Origin of the sequence: Streptomyces sp. NPDC049813 (assembly GCF_044465085.1) — a bacterium.
GTDB lineage: Bacteria > Actinomycetota > Actinomycetes > Streptomycetales > Streptomycetaceae > Streptomyces.
On record NZ_JBITLI010000005.1, the window covers coordinates 471,452 to 489,929 of the forward strand.

Annotated in this window: 14 protein-coding genes, 1 pseudogene and 1 riboswitch; of the genes and pseudogenes, 6 read left to right on the forward strand and 9 right to left on the reverse strand. The window is 73.9% G+C overall.

Annotated elements, in window-relative coordinates; all coding sequences use genetic code 11:
• Nucleotides 1-67: 67 nt before the first annotated feature.
• The gene (locus tag ACIBW6_RS14785) at nucleotides 68-1,315 is read right to left on the reverse strand and encodes a cytochrome P450 (protein ID WP_399059663.1); all 1,248 of its coding nucleotides are present in this window, start codon (nucleotides 1,313-1,315) and stop codon (nucleotides 68-70) included.
• A gap of 247 nt (nucleotides 1,316-1,562) precedes the next feature.
• Between ACIBW6_RS14785 and ACIBW6_RS14790 the strand changes: the two genes are divergently transcribed.
• Entirely contained in the window at nucleotides 1,563-2,732 is a 1,170-nt protein-coding gene (locus ACIBW6_RS14790) for a steroid 3-ketoacyl-CoA thiolase (RefSeq protein ID WP_399059664.1), read from the forward strand.
• A gap of 23 nt (nucleotides 2,733-2,755) precedes the next feature.
• Here the strand turns inward: ACIBW6_RS14790 and ACIBW6_RS14795 are convergent, their stop codons facing one another.
• The 8 genes from ACIBW6_RS14795 to ACIBW6_RS14830 all read right to left on the reverse strand — a co-directional run bounded on the left by ACIBW6_RS14795 (nucleotide 2,756) and on the right by ACIBW6_RS14830 (nucleotide 11,390).
• On the reverse strand, nucleotides 2,756-3,613 hold the full coding sequence (locus tag ACIBW6_RS14795; protein WP_399059665.1) for an ECF transporter S component: 858 nt from the start codon (nucleotides 3,611-3,613) through the stop codon (nucleotides 2,756-2,758).
• Complete coding sequence (locus ACIBW6_RS14800) at nucleotides 3,610-5,229, reverse strand: ABC transporter ATP-binding protein (protein ID WP_399059666.1); 1,620 nt, start codon at nucleotides 5,227-5,229, stop codon at nucleotides 3,610-3,612. Before ACIBW6_RS14800 ends, ACIBW6_RS14795 begins: the two co-directional genes overlap by 4 nt.
• On the reverse strand, nucleotides 5,226-6,353 hold the full coding sequence (locus tag ACIBW6_RS14805) for an energy-coupling factor transporter transmembrane component T (RefSeq protein WP_399059667.1): 1,128 nt from the start codon (nucleotides 6,351-6,353) through the stop codon (nucleotides 5,226-5,228). The genes ACIBW6_RS14800 and ACIBW6_RS14805 overlap by 4 nt, the downstream gene beginning before the upstream one ends.
• Nucleotides 6,354-6,358: 5 nt before the next feature.
• The gene (locus ACIBW6_RS14810) at nucleotides 6,359-7,048 is read right to left on the reverse strand and encodes an SCO2322 family protein (RefSeq protein WP_399059668.1); all 690 of its coding nucleotides are present in this window, start codon (nucleotides 7,046-7,048) and stop codon (nucleotides 6,359-6,361) included.
• Complete coding sequence (locus ACIBW6_RS14815; protein ID WP_399059669.1) at nucleotides 7,045-8,280, reverse strand: prenyltransferase/squalene oxidase repeat-containing protein; 1,236 nt, start codon at nucleotides 8,278-8,280, stop codon at nucleotides 7,045-7,047. Before ACIBW6_RS14815 ends, ACIBW6_RS14810 begins: the two co-directional genes overlap by 4 nt.
• A gap of 113 nt (nucleotides 8,281-8,393) precedes the next feature.
• Nucleotides 8,394-8,447, reverse strand: a riboswitch (cobalamin riboswitch).
• Nucleotides 8,448-8,799: 352 nt separating this feature from the next.
• Nucleotides 8,800-9,966, reverse strand: coding sequence for a flotillin family protein (locus ACIBW6_RS14820; protein ID WP_399059670.1), 1,167 nt, complete (start codon nucleotides 9,964-9,966; stop codon nucleotides 8,800-8,802).
• Between the two features lie 13 nt (nucleotides 9,967-9,979).
• On the reverse strand, nucleotides 9,980-10,222 hold the full coding sequence (locus ACIBW6_RS14825) for a hypothetical protein (protein WP_399059672.1): 243 nt from the start codon (nucleotides 10,220-10,222) through the stop codon (nucleotides 9,980-9,982).
• A 106-nt stretch (nucleotides 10,223-10,328) separates the two neighbouring features.
• Nucleotides 10,329-11,390, reverse strand: coding sequence for an MBL fold metallo-hydrolase (locus ACIBW6_RS14830; RefSeq protein WP_399059673.1), 1,062 nt, complete (start codon nucleotides 11,388-11,390; stop codon nucleotides 10,329-10,331).
• A gap of 210 nt (nucleotides 11,391-11,600) precedes the next feature.
• Here ACIBW6_RS14830 and ACIBW6_RS14835 point away from each other — a divergent pair, with 210 nt between their 5' ends.
• The 5 genes and pseudogenes from ACIBW6_RS14835 to ACIBW6_RS14855 all read left to right on the forward strand — a co-directional run.
• Nucleotides 11,601-13,073, forward strand: a complete 1,473-nt coding sequence (locus tag ACIBW6_RS14835; protein WP_399059674.1) for an aldehyde dehydrogenase — start codon at nucleotides 11,601-11,603, stop codon at nucleotides 13,071-13,073.
• A gap of 2 nt (nucleotides 13,074-13,075) precedes the next feature.
• The gene (locus ACIBW6_RS14840; protein ID WP_399059675.1) at nucleotides 13,076-13,309 is read left to right on the forward strand and encodes a ferredoxin; all 234 of its coding nucleotides are present in this window, start codon (nucleotides 13,076-13,078) and stop codon (nucleotides 13,307-13,309) included.
• 179 nt (nucleotides 13,310-13,488) lie between these two features.
• Nucleotides 13,489-16,113 (forward strand): class III lanthionine synthetase LanKC, encoded by a 2,625-nt coding sequence (lanKC, locus tag ACIBW6_RS14845; RefSeq protein WP_399059677.1) that lies wholly within the window; start codon nucleotides 13,489-13,491, stop codon nucleotides 16,111-16,113.
• A 79-nt stretch (nucleotides 16,114-16,192) separates the two neighbouring features.
• The gene (locus ACIBW6_RS14850) at nucleotides 16,193-16,330 is read left to right on the forward strand and encodes a SapB/AmfS family lanthipeptide (RefSeq protein ID WP_399059678.1); all 138 of its coding nucleotides are present in this window, start codon (nucleotides 16,193-16,195) and stop codon (nucleotides 16,328-16,330) included.
• Between the two features lie 116 nt (nucleotides 16,331-16,446).
• Nucleotides 16,447-18,213: pseudogene (locus ACIBW6_RS14855) on the forward strand (ATP-binding cassette domain-containing protein); the annotation flags it as partial.
• Nucleotides 18,214-18,478 lie beyond the last annotated feature (265 nt).

An 18,478-nucleotide genomic window follows, 5' to 3' on the forward strand; every position in this document is an offset into this window, starting at 1 on the left:
CGGACGTAGACGCGCTCGGGGACGGAAATGTTCACTCGGTGGCGGGAGCGGTGCGGATCAGGGCGGCTCAGCGGCCGACGCGGACCATGAGCTCCTTGACGCCGTTGAGCCAGGCCGCGCGCAGCCGGCGCGGGTCGCCCGCCAGGCTCAGGTCCGGCAGCGCGTCGGCGAGGGCGTCGAAGATCAGGTCGATCTCCAGGACGGCGAGGGACTTGCCGAGGCAGAAGTGCGGTCCGCCGCCGCCGAAGCCGAGGTGCGGGTTGGGGTCGCGGGTGATGTCGAAGGCGTCGGGGTCGGTGAAGACCTCCGGGTCGTGGTTGGCCGAGGAGTAGAAGATGCCGACGCGGTCGCCCGCCCCGATCTTCTGGCCGCCCAGCTCGGTGTCCTGGGTGGCGGTGCGCTGGAAGGAGACGACGGGCGTCGCCCAGCGCACGATCTCCTCCGCGGTGGTGGAGGGGCGCTCGCGCTTGTAGAGCTCCCACTGGCCGGGGTGGGTCAAGAACGCGTGCATGCCGTGCGTGATCGCGTTGCGGGTCGTCTCGTTCCCCGCGACCGCGAGCAGGATCACGAAGAAGCCGAACTCGTCGGAGGAGAGGTTGCCCTCGTCCTCGGCCGCCACCAGCTGACTGACGATGTCCTTGGCCGGGCACTGCTTGCGCTCGGCCGCGAGGTTCATCGCGTACCCGACGATCTCCATCGCCGCCTCGGCGCCGATCTCCTCGGTGATCGCGTACTCCGGATCGTCGTACGCCACCATTTTGTTGGACCAGTCGAAGACCCGTGAGCGGTCCTCCTGGGCGATCCCGATCAGCTCGGCGATGGCTTGAAGCGGCAGTTCGACCGCCACGTTCGTCACGAAGTCGAAGGTGCCGTCCGGACCCGCCTGCCGCAGCGCCGCGGCGACGATGGCGCGGGCCCGGGCACGCAGCGTCCGCTCCAGGGAGCGGATGGCCCGGGGGGTGAAGCCGCGCTGAACGATCTGGCGGACCCGGGTGTGCTCGGGCGGGTCCATGTTCAGCATGATCATCTTCTGGACCTCGATCTGGTCGCGCTGGATCGAGGAGTTGAAGCGGATCACGGCCGTGTTGAGGTTGGAGGAGAACAGCTCGGGGTGGGTGGAGACGTACTTGACGTCGGCGTGCCGGGTCACCGCCCAGTAGCCCGCGTCGTCGAAGCCGGAGATGCCGGGCTCCTGGGCGATCCAGCGGACCGGCTCGCTCTGCCGCAGCTGTGCGAACTCCGGGTAGGGCACGCGGTCTTGCAGCAGATCGGGGTCGGTGAAGTCGAACCCGTCGGGCAGTGCGGGGCACGGCATGGGTCACTCCCGGGTGTTCTGACAGGCCGTCAGTTCTGGCTGGAAAGGTAGTAACGCGTTCTAGAAGTGGCAAGGGGCGCGGCGGTGCCGGTTGTGTGCGCGGTGCTTGCACGCCCCTTGCGTACCCGGGGTAATCACATCGAGACTGCACGGAGAACTGGTACGCGTTCTAGTTTCGCGCTTGGCACCCGGCGCCCGTACCGGTTCGTGGTCCTGCTGGTCCGGGAAGCGTGAGAGGACGACCGCCATGGCAGCCGAGCCCGTCATCGTCGAAGCCGTACGTACGCCGATCGGCAAGCGCGGGGGCGCGCTGGCCAACCTCCATCCCGCGTACCTGCTGGGGGAGACGTACCGGGAACTGCTCGGCCGCACCGGCATCCACGCCGACTGCGTCGAGCAGATCGTCGGCGGGACGGTCACGCACGCGGGCGAGCAGTCCATGAACCCCGCGCGCACGGCCTGGCTCGCGATGGGCCTGCCCTACGAGACCGCCGCCACCACCGTCGACTGCCAGTGCGGCTCCTCGCAGCAGGCCTCCCACATGACCGCCAACATGATCGCGGCGGGCGTCATCGACGTCGGGATCTCCTGCGGCGTCGAGGCCATGTCGCGGGTGCCGCTCGGGTCGGGGTCCAAGCACGGCCCCGGCAAGCCGTTCCCCGACGAGTGGAACGTGGACCTGCCCAACCAGTTCCAGGCGGCCGAGCGCATCGCGCAGCGCCGCGGCCTGACCCGCGAGGACGTCGACGCGCTCGGGCTCGCCTCGCAGGAGCGGGCCGCCGTCGCCTGGGCCGAGGAGCGCTTCAAGCGCGAGACGTTCGCCGTGCAGGTCCCCACCACCGAGGACGAACAGGCCGCGGGCCAGGGCATGTGGCGCCTGGTCGACCGGGACGAGGGGCTGCGCGACACCACCCCGCAGGGACTCGCCGGACTGAAGCCGGTCATGCCGACCGCCGTGCACACGGCCGGCAACTCCTCGCAGATATCCGACGGCGCCGCCGCCCTCCTGTGGGCGTCCAAGCGGATGGCCCGCGCCCTGAAGCTCAAGCCGCGGGCCCGGATCGTGGCGCAGGCACTGGTCGGCTCGGACCCGCACTTCCACCTGGACGGGCCCGTCGACGCGACCCGGGCCGTGCTCGGCAAGGCCGGCATGACGCTCAAGGACATCGACCTCGTCGAGATCAACGAGGCGTTCGCGTCGGTGGTGCTGAGCTGGACCCGCGTCTTCGAGCAGGACCTGGAGAAGGTCAACGTGAACGGCGGCGCCATCGCCCTCGGCCACCCGGTCGGCGCCACCGGGGCCCGGCTCATCACCACCGCGCTGCACGAGCTGGAGCGCCGGGACAAGGAGTTCGCCCTCGTCACCATGTGCGCGGGCGGCGCGCTCGCCACGGGCACGATCATCCAGCGGCTGTAGCGGCGCCGGGCCGCTTCACCGCCTCACCCCGCGCCGCCGTCGAAGGCGGCCCGCGCCGCGAAGGCGGCCCGCCGGGTGGCCCGGCGCAGCGCCTTGAGGACCGCGCCGCCGACCGTCAGCGTCAGCACGACGGTGAGCGCCGCCCGCCCCAGGTCCCAGCCGAGCGACGTCGCCAGGCAGTACGCGAGGAAGCGGGCGAGGTTCTCGTGGAGCGCCGCGTCCGGCCGGTACGCGACCGAGGACGCGAGGGCGTTCATGAAGGGCCAGCCGGCCAGGTTCATCAGCGTGCCGTACGCGAACGCGGCGAGGAAGCCGTAGGCGGCGAGCATCGCCCGCTCGGCGAGGCCGCGCAGCCGGTACGGCGCCGGGAGCAGGCCCGCGCCCATCGTGAACCAGCCCATCGCGAGCATCTGGAACGGCATCCACGGGCCGACCCCGCCGGTGAGCAGGGCGGAGGCGAACATGCTGAGCGAACCCAGCACGAAGCCGAACCCCGGGCCCAGCACCCGGCCGCTGAGCACCATGAGGAAGAACATCGGCTCGATGCCCGCGGTGCCCGCGCCGATCGGGCGCAGCGCGGCCCCGGCGGCGGCCAGGACCCCCAGCATCGCCACCGCCTTGGGGCCGAGGCCGGACTCGGAGATCGTCGCGGCGACCACCGCGACCAGCAGGACCAGCAGACCCGCGAAGAGCCAGGGCGCGTCCTGGGCGTGCGCGTTCACCTGGGAGCCGGGGCCGGTGATCAGCGGCCAGCCGATCGCGACCACGCCGACGGCGCTCACCAGGAGCAGGGCCGCGACCGAGCGCGGGCCGAGCCGGACGGGGTTCGCCCGGCCGGTCTCCACCGGTGCCGTACGCGGGCGTGGGGACTCGTCCGTCATGACAGGGCCCGTTCCACCTGGCCGACCGTCAGCCACGGCTGCGGGGCCAGGACCTTGGCGACCTGCGGGGCGAAGGAGGGGGAGGACGTCACGATCTCCGGGGTCGGGCCGTCCGCCACGACCTCGCCGTCCGCCAGGATCGCCACCCGGTGGGTCAGCTCGGCCGCCAGCTCCACGTCGTGGGTCGCCAGGACGATCGCGTGCCCGCGTGCGGACAGGTCGCGCAGGATGCCGGCCAGCCGGGCCTTGGCCGCGTAGTCCAGGCCCCGGGTCGGCTCGTCGAGCAGCAGCAGGGGCGGCGCCGCCGTCAGGACGATCGCCAGCGCGAGGGTGAGCCGCTGGCCCTCGGAGAGGTCCCGGGGGTGGGCGTCCGGCGCGATGCCGGGGAGCAGGTCGCCCAGGAGCGCCCGGCAGGTGCCGGGCGCCGCCGCCGCGTCCTTGTCCGCCGCCGCGCACTCCGCCGCCACCGTGTCCGCGCAGAGCAGGTCCCGGGGCTCCTGCGGGACGAGCCCCACCTTGCGGACCAGGTCGCGCGGCGAGAGCCGGTGCGGGGCCGCGCCGGAGACCGTGACCGAGCCGGCCGTCGGCCGCACCATGCCGACCAGCGTGGACAGCAGCGTGGACTTGCCCGCGCCGTTGCGCCCCATCAGCGCCACGACCTCGCCCGCCACCACCTGGAAGTCGACCTGGCGCAGCGCCTCCACCCGGCCCCGGCGGACCCCGAGCCCGCGGACGGCGGCGAGCGGGGCGCGGGTCTTTCCGGGCGGGGCGCAGCCGCCGCCCGGCCGTTGCGGGGCCAGCCCGTCGAGGCGGGAGCGCAGGGCGCCCGCCGCCCGCCGGGCGTCGCGGATCGTGAGCGGCAGCGGGTCCCAGCCCGCGAGCCGGCCGAGCCCGACCACCGGCGGGTGGACGGGGGAGCCGGCCATCACCGCGGCCGGGTCCCCGACGAGCAGCGGGCCGCCAGGCTCCGCGAGCAGCGCGACCTGGTCCGCGTACTGCACGACCCGCTCCAGGCGGTGCTCGGCCATCAGGACGGTCGTCCCCAGGTCGTGGACGAGGCGCTGGAGGACGGCGAGCACCTCTTCGGCCGCGGCCGGGTCCAGCGCGGACGTCGGCTCGTCCAGGACCAGGACCCGGGGGTGCGTGGTGAGGACCGAGCCGATGGCGACCCGCTGCTGCTGGCCGCCGGAGAGCGTCGCGATGGGCCGCTCGCGCAGGGCGGCCAGGCCCAGCAGGTCCAGGGTCTCCTCGACGCGCCGCCGCATGACCGGCGGCGCCAGGCCCAGCGACTCCATGCCGTACGCGAGTTCGTCCTCGACCGTGTCCGTGACGAAGTGCGCGAGCGGGTCCTGGCCCACCGTGCCCACGACGTCGGCCAGTTCACGCGGCTTGTGGGTGCGGGTGTCGCGGCCCGCGACCGTGACCCGGCCGCCGAGCGTGCCCCCGGTGAAGTGCGGCACGAGCCCGCTGACCGCCCCGAGCAGCGTCGACTTGCCGACCCCGGACGGCCCGGCCAGCAGCATCAGCTCGCCCTCCGGGACCGTGAGGTCGATGCCGGTCAGGGTGGGGCGGTCGGCGCCGTCGTACGTCACGGAGACGTCCTCGAAACGGATCACTGTGCGGCCTCCGTCGGCTGCTTCGGCGTGGGATGCGGGGCGGGGGCGACGAACGCCGGGAGCAGGCCGACCAGGACGCCCACCGCCGGCCACAGCGGCAGCGCCGGGGCGGTGAGCGGGACGACCTGGGGCTGGAGCGCCGCCGGGTCCCGGGCACCGGCCCAGATCATCACCGCGGCGGCCACCGCGCCCGACCCGGCGATCAGCCAGGCGCGCACGCCCCACACGTCGGGGCGGTAGCGGGTGCGGACCGAGCGGCGCCCGCCCAGCCACAGGCCGCCGAGCGCCGACGCCAGGCCGACGAGCAGGACCGGCAGGCCGTAGCCCGCGCCGGCCGCGGCGAGTAGGCCGTACGTGCCCGCGCAGACCCCGATCAGACCGGCCAGGGTGAGCGTCGCCGTGGCGCGGCGGACGGCCGGGGGGACCTCGGCGGTGCGGCCGTAGCCGCGCGCGTCCATGGCTGCCGCGAGCGACACCGAGCGCTCCAGCGCGCCCTCCAGCACCGGCAGGCCGACCTGGAGCAGTCCGCGCAGCCCGCTGTCCGGCCGGCCGCGCAGCCGCCGGGCCGCGCGCAGCCGGCGCACGTCCGCGATCAGGTTCGGCGCGAACGTCATCGCGACGACCACCGCGACCCCCGCCTCGTACAGCGCGCCCGGCAGGGACTTCAGCAGCCGGGAGGGGGAGGCGAGCGCGTTCGCGGCGCCGACGCAGATCAGCAGCGTCGCCAGCTTCAGGCCGTCGTAGAACGCGAAGGCGAGCCCCTCCAGGGTGACCTTCCCGCCGATCCGCACGCCTTGCGCCCAGTGCGGCAGCGGCACCTCGGGCAGCGTGAACAGCAGGTGCGTCCCGGGGATGGGCGAGCCGAGGACGGTCGCGAAGACGAGCCGGATGCCGATGACGGCCAGGCCCAGCTTCACGAACGCCCCGTAGGAACGCGCCCAGGGCGCCTCGGTGCGCCGCGCCGCCACCACGTAACCGGCGACGCCGATCAGCAGGGCGAGCAACAGCGGGTCGGTCGTGCGGGAGGCGGCGGTGCCCAGGCCGAGCGCCCAGATCCACCAGGCGCCGGGGTGGACGGCGTTGGAGCGGTGGGCCCGTGGGGCCCGCAGGGTACGGCGGGTCATCGGGGTCAGCCGCGGCGGCGCTTGGCCTGCCAGATCGCGCCGGCACCGAGCGCGGCGACGACGACGACACCGGCGACGAGACCGACGGAAGGACCGGAGCGGGCGGGCTCGGCGGGGGCGGCGGTGTCCGTGGCGTCCGTGGCGTCCGTGGCGTCCGTGGCGTCCGGGGCGGAGGACTGCGGGCCCTCCTTGGCCACCTGCTCGCCGCAGCCCGACTGCGGGTAACCGGAGATGGCACACAGCAGCGCGTCGCTGCTGTAGCGCAGCGGCTTGGCCACGGATGCCAGCGCGTCGGCCGACGTGGCGTCCTGGCCGACCCGCGCACAGGCCGTGCGCGGCTTCGGCGGCGTCTCGGTGCCGGGGGCGTCGCGCGCCGTGCCGAAGTCGATGACGAGGGCGACGCGCTTGTCGCCGTCGCGCGCCGGGGTGTGCGCGCAGATGCCGGCGAAGTCCGCGGCACCGCGCGGCTGCGCGGCGTCCTTGGAGTCCGCGCTCACCGAGAACCGGAAGCCCTGCACGTCGCCGTCGTCCGGCGTGGTCCCGGACGGGCCCATCGAGGCGTACGTCCACGCCTGCCCGGAGCGCTCCCAGAACGACCAGTACCGGTACCCGGTGGCCTGCGCCGGGGCCGCGGTGAGGCCGAGCACCGCCGCGAGCAGGCCGAGCACAAGCCCGGCCGTTCCCCTGCGGGTCACAGCTGCTGCTTCTTGCGGCCGCTGATCAAGAAGCCCGCGCCGACCGCGGCGACGAACATCACGCCGACGATCCACCAGGTGCCGAAGCCGCCGCCGTCGCTCTTGTCGTCCTTCTTCTTCGCGCCGTCGTCGGCGGAGTCCGCCGCGGCGGGCGCCGGACCCGTCTTGTTCAGGGCCCCGACCAGGTCGGTGCCGCCGAAGTCGCGCGGGTCGTTGCCGGTGGCGTGGGCGGCGAAGATCAGCTGGGCGTAGGCGGCGGGCCCGGACTGCGCGGCCCAGCCCTTGGCGTTCTTCTCCAGCCAGGCGTAGGGGTCCTTGGTGTACTTGACGCCCTCGGCGGCGGCGACCGCGGCGACCGCGTCCGCGGTGTTGCCGTAGTCGGGCTGGTCCTCGGCGCCGGCCAGCTGGGACTTCAGGTACAGGTGGGTGGAGAGCTGGTTCTGGAGGTGGACGGCGCCGTTGTGCGCGAGGTCGTCGGCGCTCTTGCCGCTCTCACACGTGTACGCGCCCGGGGCCTTGCCCTTGCCGGGCGCGAAGCCGGAGCCGAGCGCACCGAGGACACCGGCCGCGGTGGCGTCGGCGTTGGGCGCGAGCCTGCCCTTCTTGTCCGGCTGGTAGGCGAGGGCGCCGCCGTTCTTGCCGTCGGAGCAGGGCAGGGCGAGCGCGGCGAGGGCGTCGACGCCGGACTTGCCGGAGTCCGACGTCACGTCGGCGCCCTGCTGACCGGCGGCGGCGAGCGCGCCCAGCACCACGGAGGTGGAGTTCGCGTCGCTGTCGCCGCCCGGGTTGTACCCCCAGCCGCCGTCGTCGTTCTGGTTCTTCTTCAGCCAGCCGACGCCCTTGGTGACCGCCTGGTCCCGGCCGCCGACGGCGACCAGGGCCTGGACGGCGGCGGCGGTGCTGTTGCTGTCGACGGGCGTCTTGGCGTCGCAGGCCTTGCCGGGGTCGGCGCGGAAGGCCGCGAAGCCGCCGTCCGCGCACTGCTGCCCGGCGAGCCAGTCGACGGCCTTGGCGGCGGGGTGCACCCCGGCCGTGTCCTGCGCCACGAAGGCGAGGGACTGGCGCCACACGCCGTCGTAGGTGGGGTCCGTCTTCCCGTACAGGCCCGAGGGCACGACGGCCTTCGGCGAGGGGGAGGCACTGGCAGCGCCGTCTGCGAACGCGGCCTGCGCGCTCACGGCGCCGATCACGACGGTCGCGGCGACGAGCGCGGCGCTGCGGCGAATGTTCATGGTGGGGCGGGTGCCTCTCCCTGCGGGGAGCCGGGCGGCACGGCGCACGCGGGCACCGGGCGGCTCCGGTTCCGTATGCCTCGACGGTCCTGAGCCGATCACGACGCGTCCGAGGCATTCCGGCTTTCACGGCTGCGGGATCAGCGCCGGACTCCCACCGGCTTCCCCTCGCACGCGCATATGACGACCGCCCTACTGTACCGGCCCCCCAGCGCCCCCGTTCAGGCGCGCTTTCAGCGGCGCGGGGAACGGCGCGAGCAACCACGACGCACGCGCACGTAGGTACGAGCCGCAGCGCCCCTGAAAGGGGCGCGGGGAACGGCGCGCCCAGCCACGACGCACGCGCACGCAGGTACGAGCCGCAGCGCCCCTGAAAGGGGCGCGGGGAACGGCGCGCCCAGCCACGACGCACCCGCACCCGCACCCGCCAGGAAGGCACACCCACCCACCCCGGGCGGCGCACCCCACCCCGGGCGGCACACCCACCCCGCCCACCCTCACACCCCGCAGAACCGAGACCTACCGCACATCGACGGGCCCGTCATCATCCCCCCGGGGCGCCCCCAGGTACCGCTCGATGACCGCCCCCGGCGCAGCCACCCCCTCCTGCCCACTCAGGTTCTTCCGGACGGAGTCCAGGATCGTCAGCCCCTGCCCGACGAGCCCCGCCGCGATCTCCCCGAGCCCGTCCGCCCCGTTCAGCACGTTCACGTTCGCCCCGGCAAGACCGGCGGACGCCTCCTTCACGATCTGCGGCAGCTGGTCGATGAGCATCCGGTCCAGCGCGACCCGGTCGTACGACGCGGCGGCCTCCGCCTGGATCTTCATCCGCTCGGCCTCGGCCAGCGCGAGCACCCGGATGCGCTCCGCGTCCGCCTGGGCCGGCTTCACGATCTCGGCGACGAGCTGCTTCTCGCGCAGCTCGGCCTGTTTCAGCGCCAGTTCGGTCTGGGCCGCGAGCACCTCCTGCTGCGCGCGGGCCAGCGCCAGCGGACCGGCCTGCTCGGCCTGGGCCTTCGCCCGGTCCACCTCGGCGCTGTACTCGGCCTGCACGATCGCGGTCTGGCGCGCGTACTCGGCCTGCTTGCGGGCGGCCGCCTGCTCCGCCTCCGTGGACGCCTGCGTCGCCTGGGCCTGGGCGATCTGCGCGGCCCGCTGGATGTTGGCCTTGTGCGGCCGGGACATCGCCTCGATGTACCCGGTGCTGCCGTCGTCGATGGACTGGATCTGCAGCGAGTCGACGTGCAGGCCGATCTTGGCCATCTCGGCCTTCGAGGTGTCCAGCACCTCGGTGGCCAGCTTCTGCCGCTCGGTGACGATCTCCTCGACGGTCATCGAACCGATGATGGAGCGCAGGTGACCGGCGAAGATCCGCCCGGTGAGGACGGACATCTGGTCCTGGTCGGAGAGGAAGCGCTGACCGGCGTTGACGATCGACTCGTGGTCGTTGCCCACCTTGAACGCGATGACGGCGCGCACGGTCAGGGCGATGCCCTGGCGGGTCACGCACTTCTCCACCACTTCCGCCTCGCTCATCGCGAGGGAGAGGAAGCGGGTCTTGCGGAACACCGGCAGCACGAACTTCCCGTGCCCGGTGACGACACGGAACGGCGCTCCCCCAAGTCCCCGCCTGCCGCCCGAGATCAGCATCGCCTCGTCGGGTGCGGGAACGCGATATCCGAACATCCCTGATGTCTCCTTAGCGGGCGCCGCCCACGTCGCCGAGCAGAGGATCGCCCCACGCCATGACGGAGACCTGCCGGTGGCCGAGGGAGTCCACGACCAGCACGGTCGCGCCCCGCGCCAGGGGCTCGTCGGAGTACGCGATGAACGTCTCCGTGCCGCCCCTGACCCGCACCAGCACCTCGCCCGGCCCACCGGCACCCCGTGTGCCGACGACGAGCTCCCCCGTACAGCCGACCACGGCCTCGTCCGGCGCCATCGGCGGCCGCCCCCTTGTCGTCCCAGCTCAGATGAGCCCTTGGAGGCCAGACCCTACGCCTGCCGACCCGCCCGGACCATCTCGGCGGGGCAAAGAACGGTCCTGGTCAGGACGGCACCACATACGTCACCGGATCGCTGCCCGGCACGGCCTCCGCCCGGCCCAGCTTCACCAGCCTGCGCAGGTGGGCCTCCGCTTCGGAGACCGCGATGTTCCGTGACCCGTAGGGGATGTCGGCCCACGGGCGGTTCCACTCCATGCGCTCGGCGAGCTGCCAGGGGGTGAGGGGCGCGGCGAGCAGGGCGACGAGGCCGGTGAGCCGGGACTCGTGGTGTTCCAGCAGCTCGTGGACGCGGGCGGGGGCGTCGGTGAAGGGGTGCTGGTGGGCGGGGAGCACCTCGGCCGGGGCGAGGCGGCCGACGCGCTCCAGGGAGTCGAGGTAGTCGCCGAGCGGGTCGGTGGAGCCCTCGCCGAGCGACGGGTCCTCGTAGAGGCCGATGTGCGGGGTGATGCCGGGCAGCACGTGGTCGCCGGAGAAGAGGCGGCCGTGGCCGGACAGGCCCGCCGGGTGGGCCTCCTCCAGGTGCAGGCAGACGTGGCCCGGGGTGTGGCCCGGGGTCCAGATCGCGCGCAGCCTGCGGCCCGGCAGGTCGAGGAGGTCGCCGGGGGTGATGGCGCGGTCGGGCAGGGCCGGGTCGAGTCCGGGCAGCCGGCGCGGGCGGCCCGCCTCGGCGGCGGCGAGCAGCGGCGCGACGTGCGCCGCGGGGGCGCCGGCGGCGTGCAGCTTGGCGGCCATGTACGCGTACCAGCGCGCGGGCGGGTTCTCGCGGGTGCGGCGGACCACCGCGGCGTCCGCCTCGTGCATCGCGATCCAGGCGCCGGAGGCCTCGCGGACCTTCGCGGAGAGGCCGTGGTGGTCGGGGTGGTGGTGGGTGATGAGGACGCCGGTGAGGTCGGTGACCGCCGTGCCGCACGCGGCGAGGCCCGCGGTGAGGACGGTCCAGGAGGCGGGGTCGTCCCAGCCGGTGTCGATGAGGACCGGGCCCGCGTCGGTGTCCAGGAGGTGGACGAGGGTGTGGCCGAGGGGGTTGTCGGGGATCGGCACGCGGATGCTGTGCACCCCTCCGCCGTGGTCGGTCACCTGCGTCGTCCCTGTCGTCCCGGTCATCGGGGCCGCCTCTCCGCCGCCAAGGGCGCCACACGCACGCGCCGGACTCCGGTCACTGTAATGGAACTTGTAGAACTTGTTTCAGTAGTCGCCCGGGTCGACCTTCCCGCCGCCCGCCGCCACCCTTCCGGATCACAAGTAGAACTGGTATCAGTTCTGAGACACCGTCAGAAACCGTACGCAGCACGCCTCACGGAAGCGGAAGTCGCCATGACCGAGCTCGTGGAACACGGACAGCTGTTCATCGGCGGGGAGTTGACCGATCCCCTCGGCAAGGACGTCATCGAGGTCGTCTCCCCGCACACCGGCGAGGTCTTCGGGCGGGTGCCGCACGCCGGGCCCGCCGACGTGGACCGGGCCGTCGCCGCCGCGCGCAGGGCCTTCGACGAGGGGCCCTGGCCGCGCGCGGACCTCGACGAGCGGATCGCCGTCGTCACCCGCATCAAGGACGCCGTCGCGGTGCGCCACGAGGAGATCGCGCGGGTCATCTCGCAGCAGAACGGCTCCCCCTACTCCTGGTCGGTGCTGGCCCAGGCGCTCGGCGCGATGATGGTCTGGGACTCCGCGATCGCCGTCGCGCGCGGCTTCACGTACGAGGAGACCCGCGACGGCGCCCTCGGGAAGCTGCTGGTGCGGCGCGAACCGGTGGGGGTCGTCGCGGCCGTCGTGCCGTGGAACGTGCCGCAGTTCGTGGCCGCCGCCAAGCTCGCGCCCGCCCTCCTCGCCGGCTGCTCCGTCGTCCTCAAGCCCTCGCCGGAGTCGCCGCTGGACGCGTACCTCCTCGGGGAGATCGCCCGGGAGGCCGGGCTGCCCGAGGGCGTGCTCTCCATCCTCCCCGCCGACCGCGAGGTGAGCGAGTACCTGGTCGGGCACCCGGGCATCGACAAGGTCTCCTTCACCGGCTCGGTCGCGGCGGGCAAGCGGGTGATGGAGGTCGCCTCCCGCCAGCTGACGCGCGTGACACTGGAGTTGGGCGGCAAGTCGGCGGCCGTCGTGCTGCCCGACGCCGACGTGGAGTCGACTGTCGCCGGCGTCGTCCCCGCGGCCTGGATGAACAACGGGCAGGCCTGCGTCGCCCAGACCCGCATCCTGCTGCCCCGCTCCCGCTACGACGAGTTCGCCGAGGCGTTCACCGAGGCCGCCGCCGCCCTGGTCGTCGGCGACCCGCTCGACCCCGCCACCCAGGTCGGCCCGCTCGTCGCCCGCCGCCAGCAGCAGCGCAGCCTCGACTACATCCGCATCGGCCAGGAGGAGGGCGCCAAGGTCCTCACCGGCGGCGGCGCGCCCACCACGGCCGGACTCGACCGCGGCTGGTACGTGCAGCCCACCCTCCTCGGCGACGTCCACAACGGCATGCGCGTGGCCCGCGAGGAGATCTTCGGACCGGTCATCTGCCTGCTGCCCTACGGCGACGAGGCCGAGGCCGTCAAGATCGCCGACGACTCCGACTACGGGCTCAGCGGCAGCGTCTGGACCGCCGACGTCGCCCACGGCGTCGACATCGCCCGGCGGGTGCGCACCGGCACGTACAACGTGAACACCTTCAGCCTCGACATGCTCGGCCCCTTCGGCGGCTACAAGAACAGCGGCCTGGGACGGGAGTTCGGCCCCGAGGGCTACAGCGCCTACCTGGAGCACAAGATGATCCACCTGCCCGCCGGCTACGCACCCGAGGAGGGCTGAGCATGGGCGACCGGTGGCACGTGGAGGTCGACCGGGGCGTGTGCATCGGCTCGGCGACGTGCCTGCACCACGCGCCCGGGGCGTTCCGGCTGGACACCGCGCGCCAGTCCCACCCCGAGGCCCCCGAGACGGACGCGAACGAGCAGGTCCTGGCCGCGGCGGAGGGCTGCCCGGTCGAGGCGATCGTGATCACCGTCGCCGACGGCGGGGAACCGGTGTTCCCGCCCGAGGAATGACCTGCCGGAACAACCGGCTGCTCAGCCGGTAAAGGCGGAAACTCGAACAAGGCGAACATTACTTTCCTCGTGAGTTCCGCACTGCTTACTGATGACAGATGTGACTGTCCGCCCTCCTCGGCGCCATGCGAATCTCTTTCCCGGCCGACCACGGGATGCCAAGGAGGGCGACCAACGCCATGGACAAGCGGTACGAGGTCTACGCCCTTGCCGATCCCGATTTCTACGAGACCCCGGAGCGGCTCTCCGCCGACGGGAAAGCGCGGCCGCTGCCCGAGTTCGAGACGGCCCGCAGAGAGATACCCGACGGCTGGCGCTCCGACAACAACGGGGAATGGCTCAATCTCACCCCGCTGGAATCCGACGGCACGCCCCGCCAGGGCCCCGCCCAGGGCTGGAAGATCCACGTCTCGGCCACCAGGACCACCGCCGAGCGGACCGCTGCGACCGTCTGGGACTACTGCGTGCCACGCGGCATTCCCTTCAAATTCGTGCCGGCCCCGCACGTCCTTCACTTACGGAACGCGAAATACGCCGGCCGTGACACCAGCGGAAAGTTCGTCACCATCTATCCGGCCGACGACGACCGATGTCAGCAGATTCTGGAAGAACTCGGAGAACTCCTGCGCGGCGGCGAAGGACCGTATATTCTCACCGACCTGCGCATCGGGGACGGACCCCTGTACGTGCGCTACGGCGCCTTTTCCCGCCGCATGGTCGTGAATGAACGCGGCACCCTCGTCCCCGCCGTCGAGGACGGCGCCGGCCGCCTCGTGCCCGACAACCGGGAACCCGCCTTCCAGGTCCCGGAGTGGGTGCCCCTGCCGGACTTCCTCAAACCCCACGTCGACGCCCGCAACGCCACCACCGTCACCGACCTGCCCTACCGCTTCGAGAAGGCCCTGCACTTCTCCAACGGCGGCGGCGTCTACCGGGCGACGGACACCCGCGACGGCCGCAAGGTCGTCCTCAAGGAAGGCCGCCCGCACGCCGGGCTGGCCGCCGACGGGGCCGACGCCATCGCCCGCCTGGAGCGCGAGAAGGCCGCCCTGGAGCGGCTGTCGGGGCTCGGCGTCGCCCCCGAGGTGCGCGACTGGTTCCTCGTCGACGACCACCGCTTCCTCGTCATGGACCACGTCGAGGGACGCCCGCTCAACGCGTTCTTCGCCGAGCGCCACCCGCTGCTGTCGCCCGCCCCCGACCCGGCCGCCGTCGCCGACTACGCGGCCTGGGTGCTGCGGATCAACGACGCGGTGGAGAAGGCGGTGGCCGCCGTCCACGAACGCGGCATCGTCTTCAACGACCTGCACCTGTTCAACATCATGGTCGCCCCCGACGAGGAGAGCGTCACCCTCATCGACTTCGAGGCCGCCACCCGGGTCGAGGAGAACGGCAGCCAGATGCTGGCCCACCCCGGCTTCTGGGCGCCGCTGGACCGCACCGGCACCGACATCGACCGCTACGCCCTCGCCTGCCTGCGCATCGCCATGTTCCTGCCGGTGACGACGCTCTTCGTCGTCGACCGCTCCAAGGCCGCGCACCTGGCCGACATCATCGCCGACGAATTCCCCACCGTGCCCCGGGAGTTCCTGGACGAGGCCGTCGCCGAGATCACCCGCGGCGCCCCCGGCCGCCCGGCCGGCACCCGGGCCGCGAGCGGCGTACCGCGCCCCGTCGAGCCCGCCGATTGGCCCAACAGCCGCGACTCCATGGTCGCCGGCATCCTCGCCTCGGCCACCCCGGACCGCGACGACCGGCTCTTCCCCGGCGACGTCGTCCAGTTCGCCACCGGCGGCGGCCTCGGCCTCGCCTACGGCGCGGCCGGCGTCCTGCACGCCCTCACCGAGACCGGCGCCGCCCGCTACGAACAGGGCGAACGCTGGCTCCTGGACCACACCGACCCGGTGCCGCCCGGCACCGCGCTCGGCCTCTACGACGGCATCGCCGGCATCGCCTACGTCCTCGACCGGCTCGGGCACCGCCAACGCGCCCTCGACCTGACCGAGCGGCTGCTGAGCGAGAAGTGGCAGCGGCTCGCGGTCGGCCTGCACAGCGGCCTCGCCGGCGTCGGCCTCGTCCTCGACCACCTCGCCCGCACCACCGGCGAGAGCACCCTCGCCGACCGCGCCCGGGAGGCGGCCCACCTCGTCGCCGACCGGATCACCGAGGTGGGCACGACGGACCGCGTCCCCACCTCGAAGCGGCGCGCCGGACTGATGCGCGGCCTGAGCGGACCCGCCCTGTTCCTGCTGCGCCGCCACGAACACACCGGCAGCGCGGACTGTCTGCGGCTCGCGGGCGAGGCGCTCGAACTCGACCTCGACCGGTGCCGGAAATCGTCCGACGGCGGCCTGCACGTCGACGAGGGCTGGCGCACCATGCCCTACCTCGGGGACGGCAGCGCCGGAGTCGGCATGGTCCTCGACGACTACCTGCGGGCCGCCCCGGACGCGCCGCTCGGCGGCCGGCCGGCCCAGGAGGTGCGCCAGGGCGTCCTCACCGCGGCGACCTCCCGCTTCTACGTGCAGCCCGGCCTGTTCGAGGGCCGTGCCGGGATGATCCTGCACCTCGCCCGCACCACCACGCCCGGCGCCGCGGGCGAGCCGCTCGCCGCCCAGATCGACGCCCTGTCCTGGCTGTCGATGCGCTACCAGGACCACCTCGCCTTCCCCGGACACCAGATGATGCGCCTGTCCATGGACCTCGGCACCGGCACCGCCGGCTGCCTGCTCGCGCTCAGCGCGGCCCTGGACCCGGACCGCGGCGCGCATCTGCCCTTCCTGCCGCCCCTGCGGCAGCCCTGAACCGGTTCCGGCACGTCCGGAGTCGTGACACAACCGCACCACGTCCCCACAGGAATGAACGTCGACGAAAGGGAAAACCATGGCACTTCTCGACCTGCAGAGCATGGAAGCCGACGAGACCCACGGCGGTGGCGGTGGCGGCGGCGGCGAGGGCAGCAACGTCAGCCTGCTGCTCTGCGACAAGCACAGCTCCAACAGCACGATCCTGTGCCTGTGACCGACCGTCCGCCGCTGAGATCCTCCGGACACCGCTGAGGACTCCGCACGGATGACGGCGGGGCCGCCCCACTGCGGGCGGCCCCGTCCCCGTTCCCCCGCTGGACGCGACCCCGGATGCGAGGCCCTGTGAAGACGCCAGTGCGGACGTCGGACCGGACGTCGGAGCGGACGTCGGCCAGGAAGCCGGGTGACGCGCTGCTGCGCGCCGCGACCCGGTACAGCGCCGGCCGGTGCGTGATCCTGTGCCTGCTCACCGTCGTCTCCGCGGGCGCCGGCCTGCTCCTGCCGTACGTCCTCGGACGGACCCTGGACGCCCTGTTCGCCGCGCACACCGCCCAGGCCGGCGGCGCGGCCGGCGGCGACACCGGGCACTGGCTGCTGCTGTGCGCCGCCCTGCTCGGCGGCCTCACCCTCCTCGACTCCTGCGAGTCCGTCCTCACCGGCACCACCAACGCCCGCACCACGGCCTGGCTGCGCCACCGCCTCGTCGGACACGTCCTCGCCACCGGGCCCCGGGCCACCGCCCGCTTCCCCGCGGGCGACCTCGTCGCGCGGCTGGTCGGCGGCACCGCGCAGGCCGGGCCCGCCCCCGCGACCGTGGCCGCGTTCGCCGCCACCTTCGTCCTGCCCGTCGGCGCCGTCGTCGCGCTGGCCCTCACCGACCTCTGGCTCGTCGCCGCGTTCCTCGCCGGGGCGCCCGCCCTCGCCCTGCTGCTGCGCGCCTTCGCCCGCGCCTCCTCCGACTGCGTCTCCGCCTACCTCCACGAGCAGGGCGAGATCGCGACCCGGCTCACCGAGGCGATCGGCGGGGCCCGCACCATCGCCGCCGCGGGCATCGCGGACCGCGAGACGGCGCGGGTGCTCCAGCCACTGCCCCGGCTCGGCCACCACGGGCTGCGGCTGTGGCGGGTGCAGGGCCGGGCCAGCGCGGGAGCGGTCACCCTCGCGCCGCTGCTGCAGATCGCGGTCATCGCCACCGCGGGCCTGCTCCTGCTGCACGGCCGCCTGACCGTGGGGGAACTGCTCGCCTCGTCCCGCTACGCCGTCCTCGCCACCGGGGTCGGCATGCTCGTCGGCGACCTCTCCGCCCTGGTGCGCACCCGGGCCGCCGGACAGCGCCTCGCCGACGTCCTGGCCGAGCCCGCGCCCGCGTACGGCACCACCCGGCTCGAACGCCGGGGCGGACGCCTCGAGTTCCGCGGCGTCCGCGCGGAACGCGACGGCCGCACCGTCCTCGACCACGTCGACCTGACCGTCCCCGCCGGTGAGACGCTCGCCGTCGTCGGGGCCTCCGGCGCGGGCAAGTCCCTGCTCGCCGCGCTCGCGGGCCGGCTCGCCGACCCGGACGGGGGCACCGTGCTCCTCGACGGCACCCCGCTGCCCGAGCTGAGCCGCGCCGAACTCCGCGCGGCCGTCGGATACGCCTTCGAGCGGCCCACGCTGCTGGGCGACACCCTGGCCGACACCATCGCCCTCGGCCCCGGGTCCGGCGCGCCGGACCACGACCGGATCGTCCGCGCGGCCCGGGCCGCGCACGCCGACGGGTTCGTCCGCCGCCTGCCCGACGGCTACGCCACCGCCTGCGCGGACGCCCCGCTGTCCGGCGGGGAGATCCAACGCCTCGGCCTGGCACGGGCGTTCGCGCACGGCGGGCGGCTGCTCGTCCTGGACGACGCCCTCTCCAGCCTCGACATGATCACCGAACGGGAGATCGCCGCGGCGCTCCTGCGCCACGCCCCCGGCACCACCCGCCTCGTCGTCGCCCACCGAGCCACGACCGCGGCCCGCGCCTCCGCGGTGGCCTGGCTGGACGCGGGCCGCGTCCGCGCCCTTGGCCCCCACGAACACCTCTGGCGAGACCCGGCCTACCGCGCCGTGTTCGTCACCGACGACGACAGCGACCCACCCGGCACCAGCGAACCCGGCCGCGACGGTGACCCGTCCGGCGTCCATGACGGCACCGTGCCCGGGGCCCGCGCCGGCGCCGCGCCCAGCGCCGGCGAACGGAGCCACGACGCTGAGCCGTCCGACACCGGCACGGCGCCCGGCTTCGGCGCCCCGCCCGGCACTGATGCCCCGCCCGGCACTGGCAACTTGCCCGGTACTGGCACGGCGCCCGGCATCGGCACAGGGCCCGGTGCTGGTA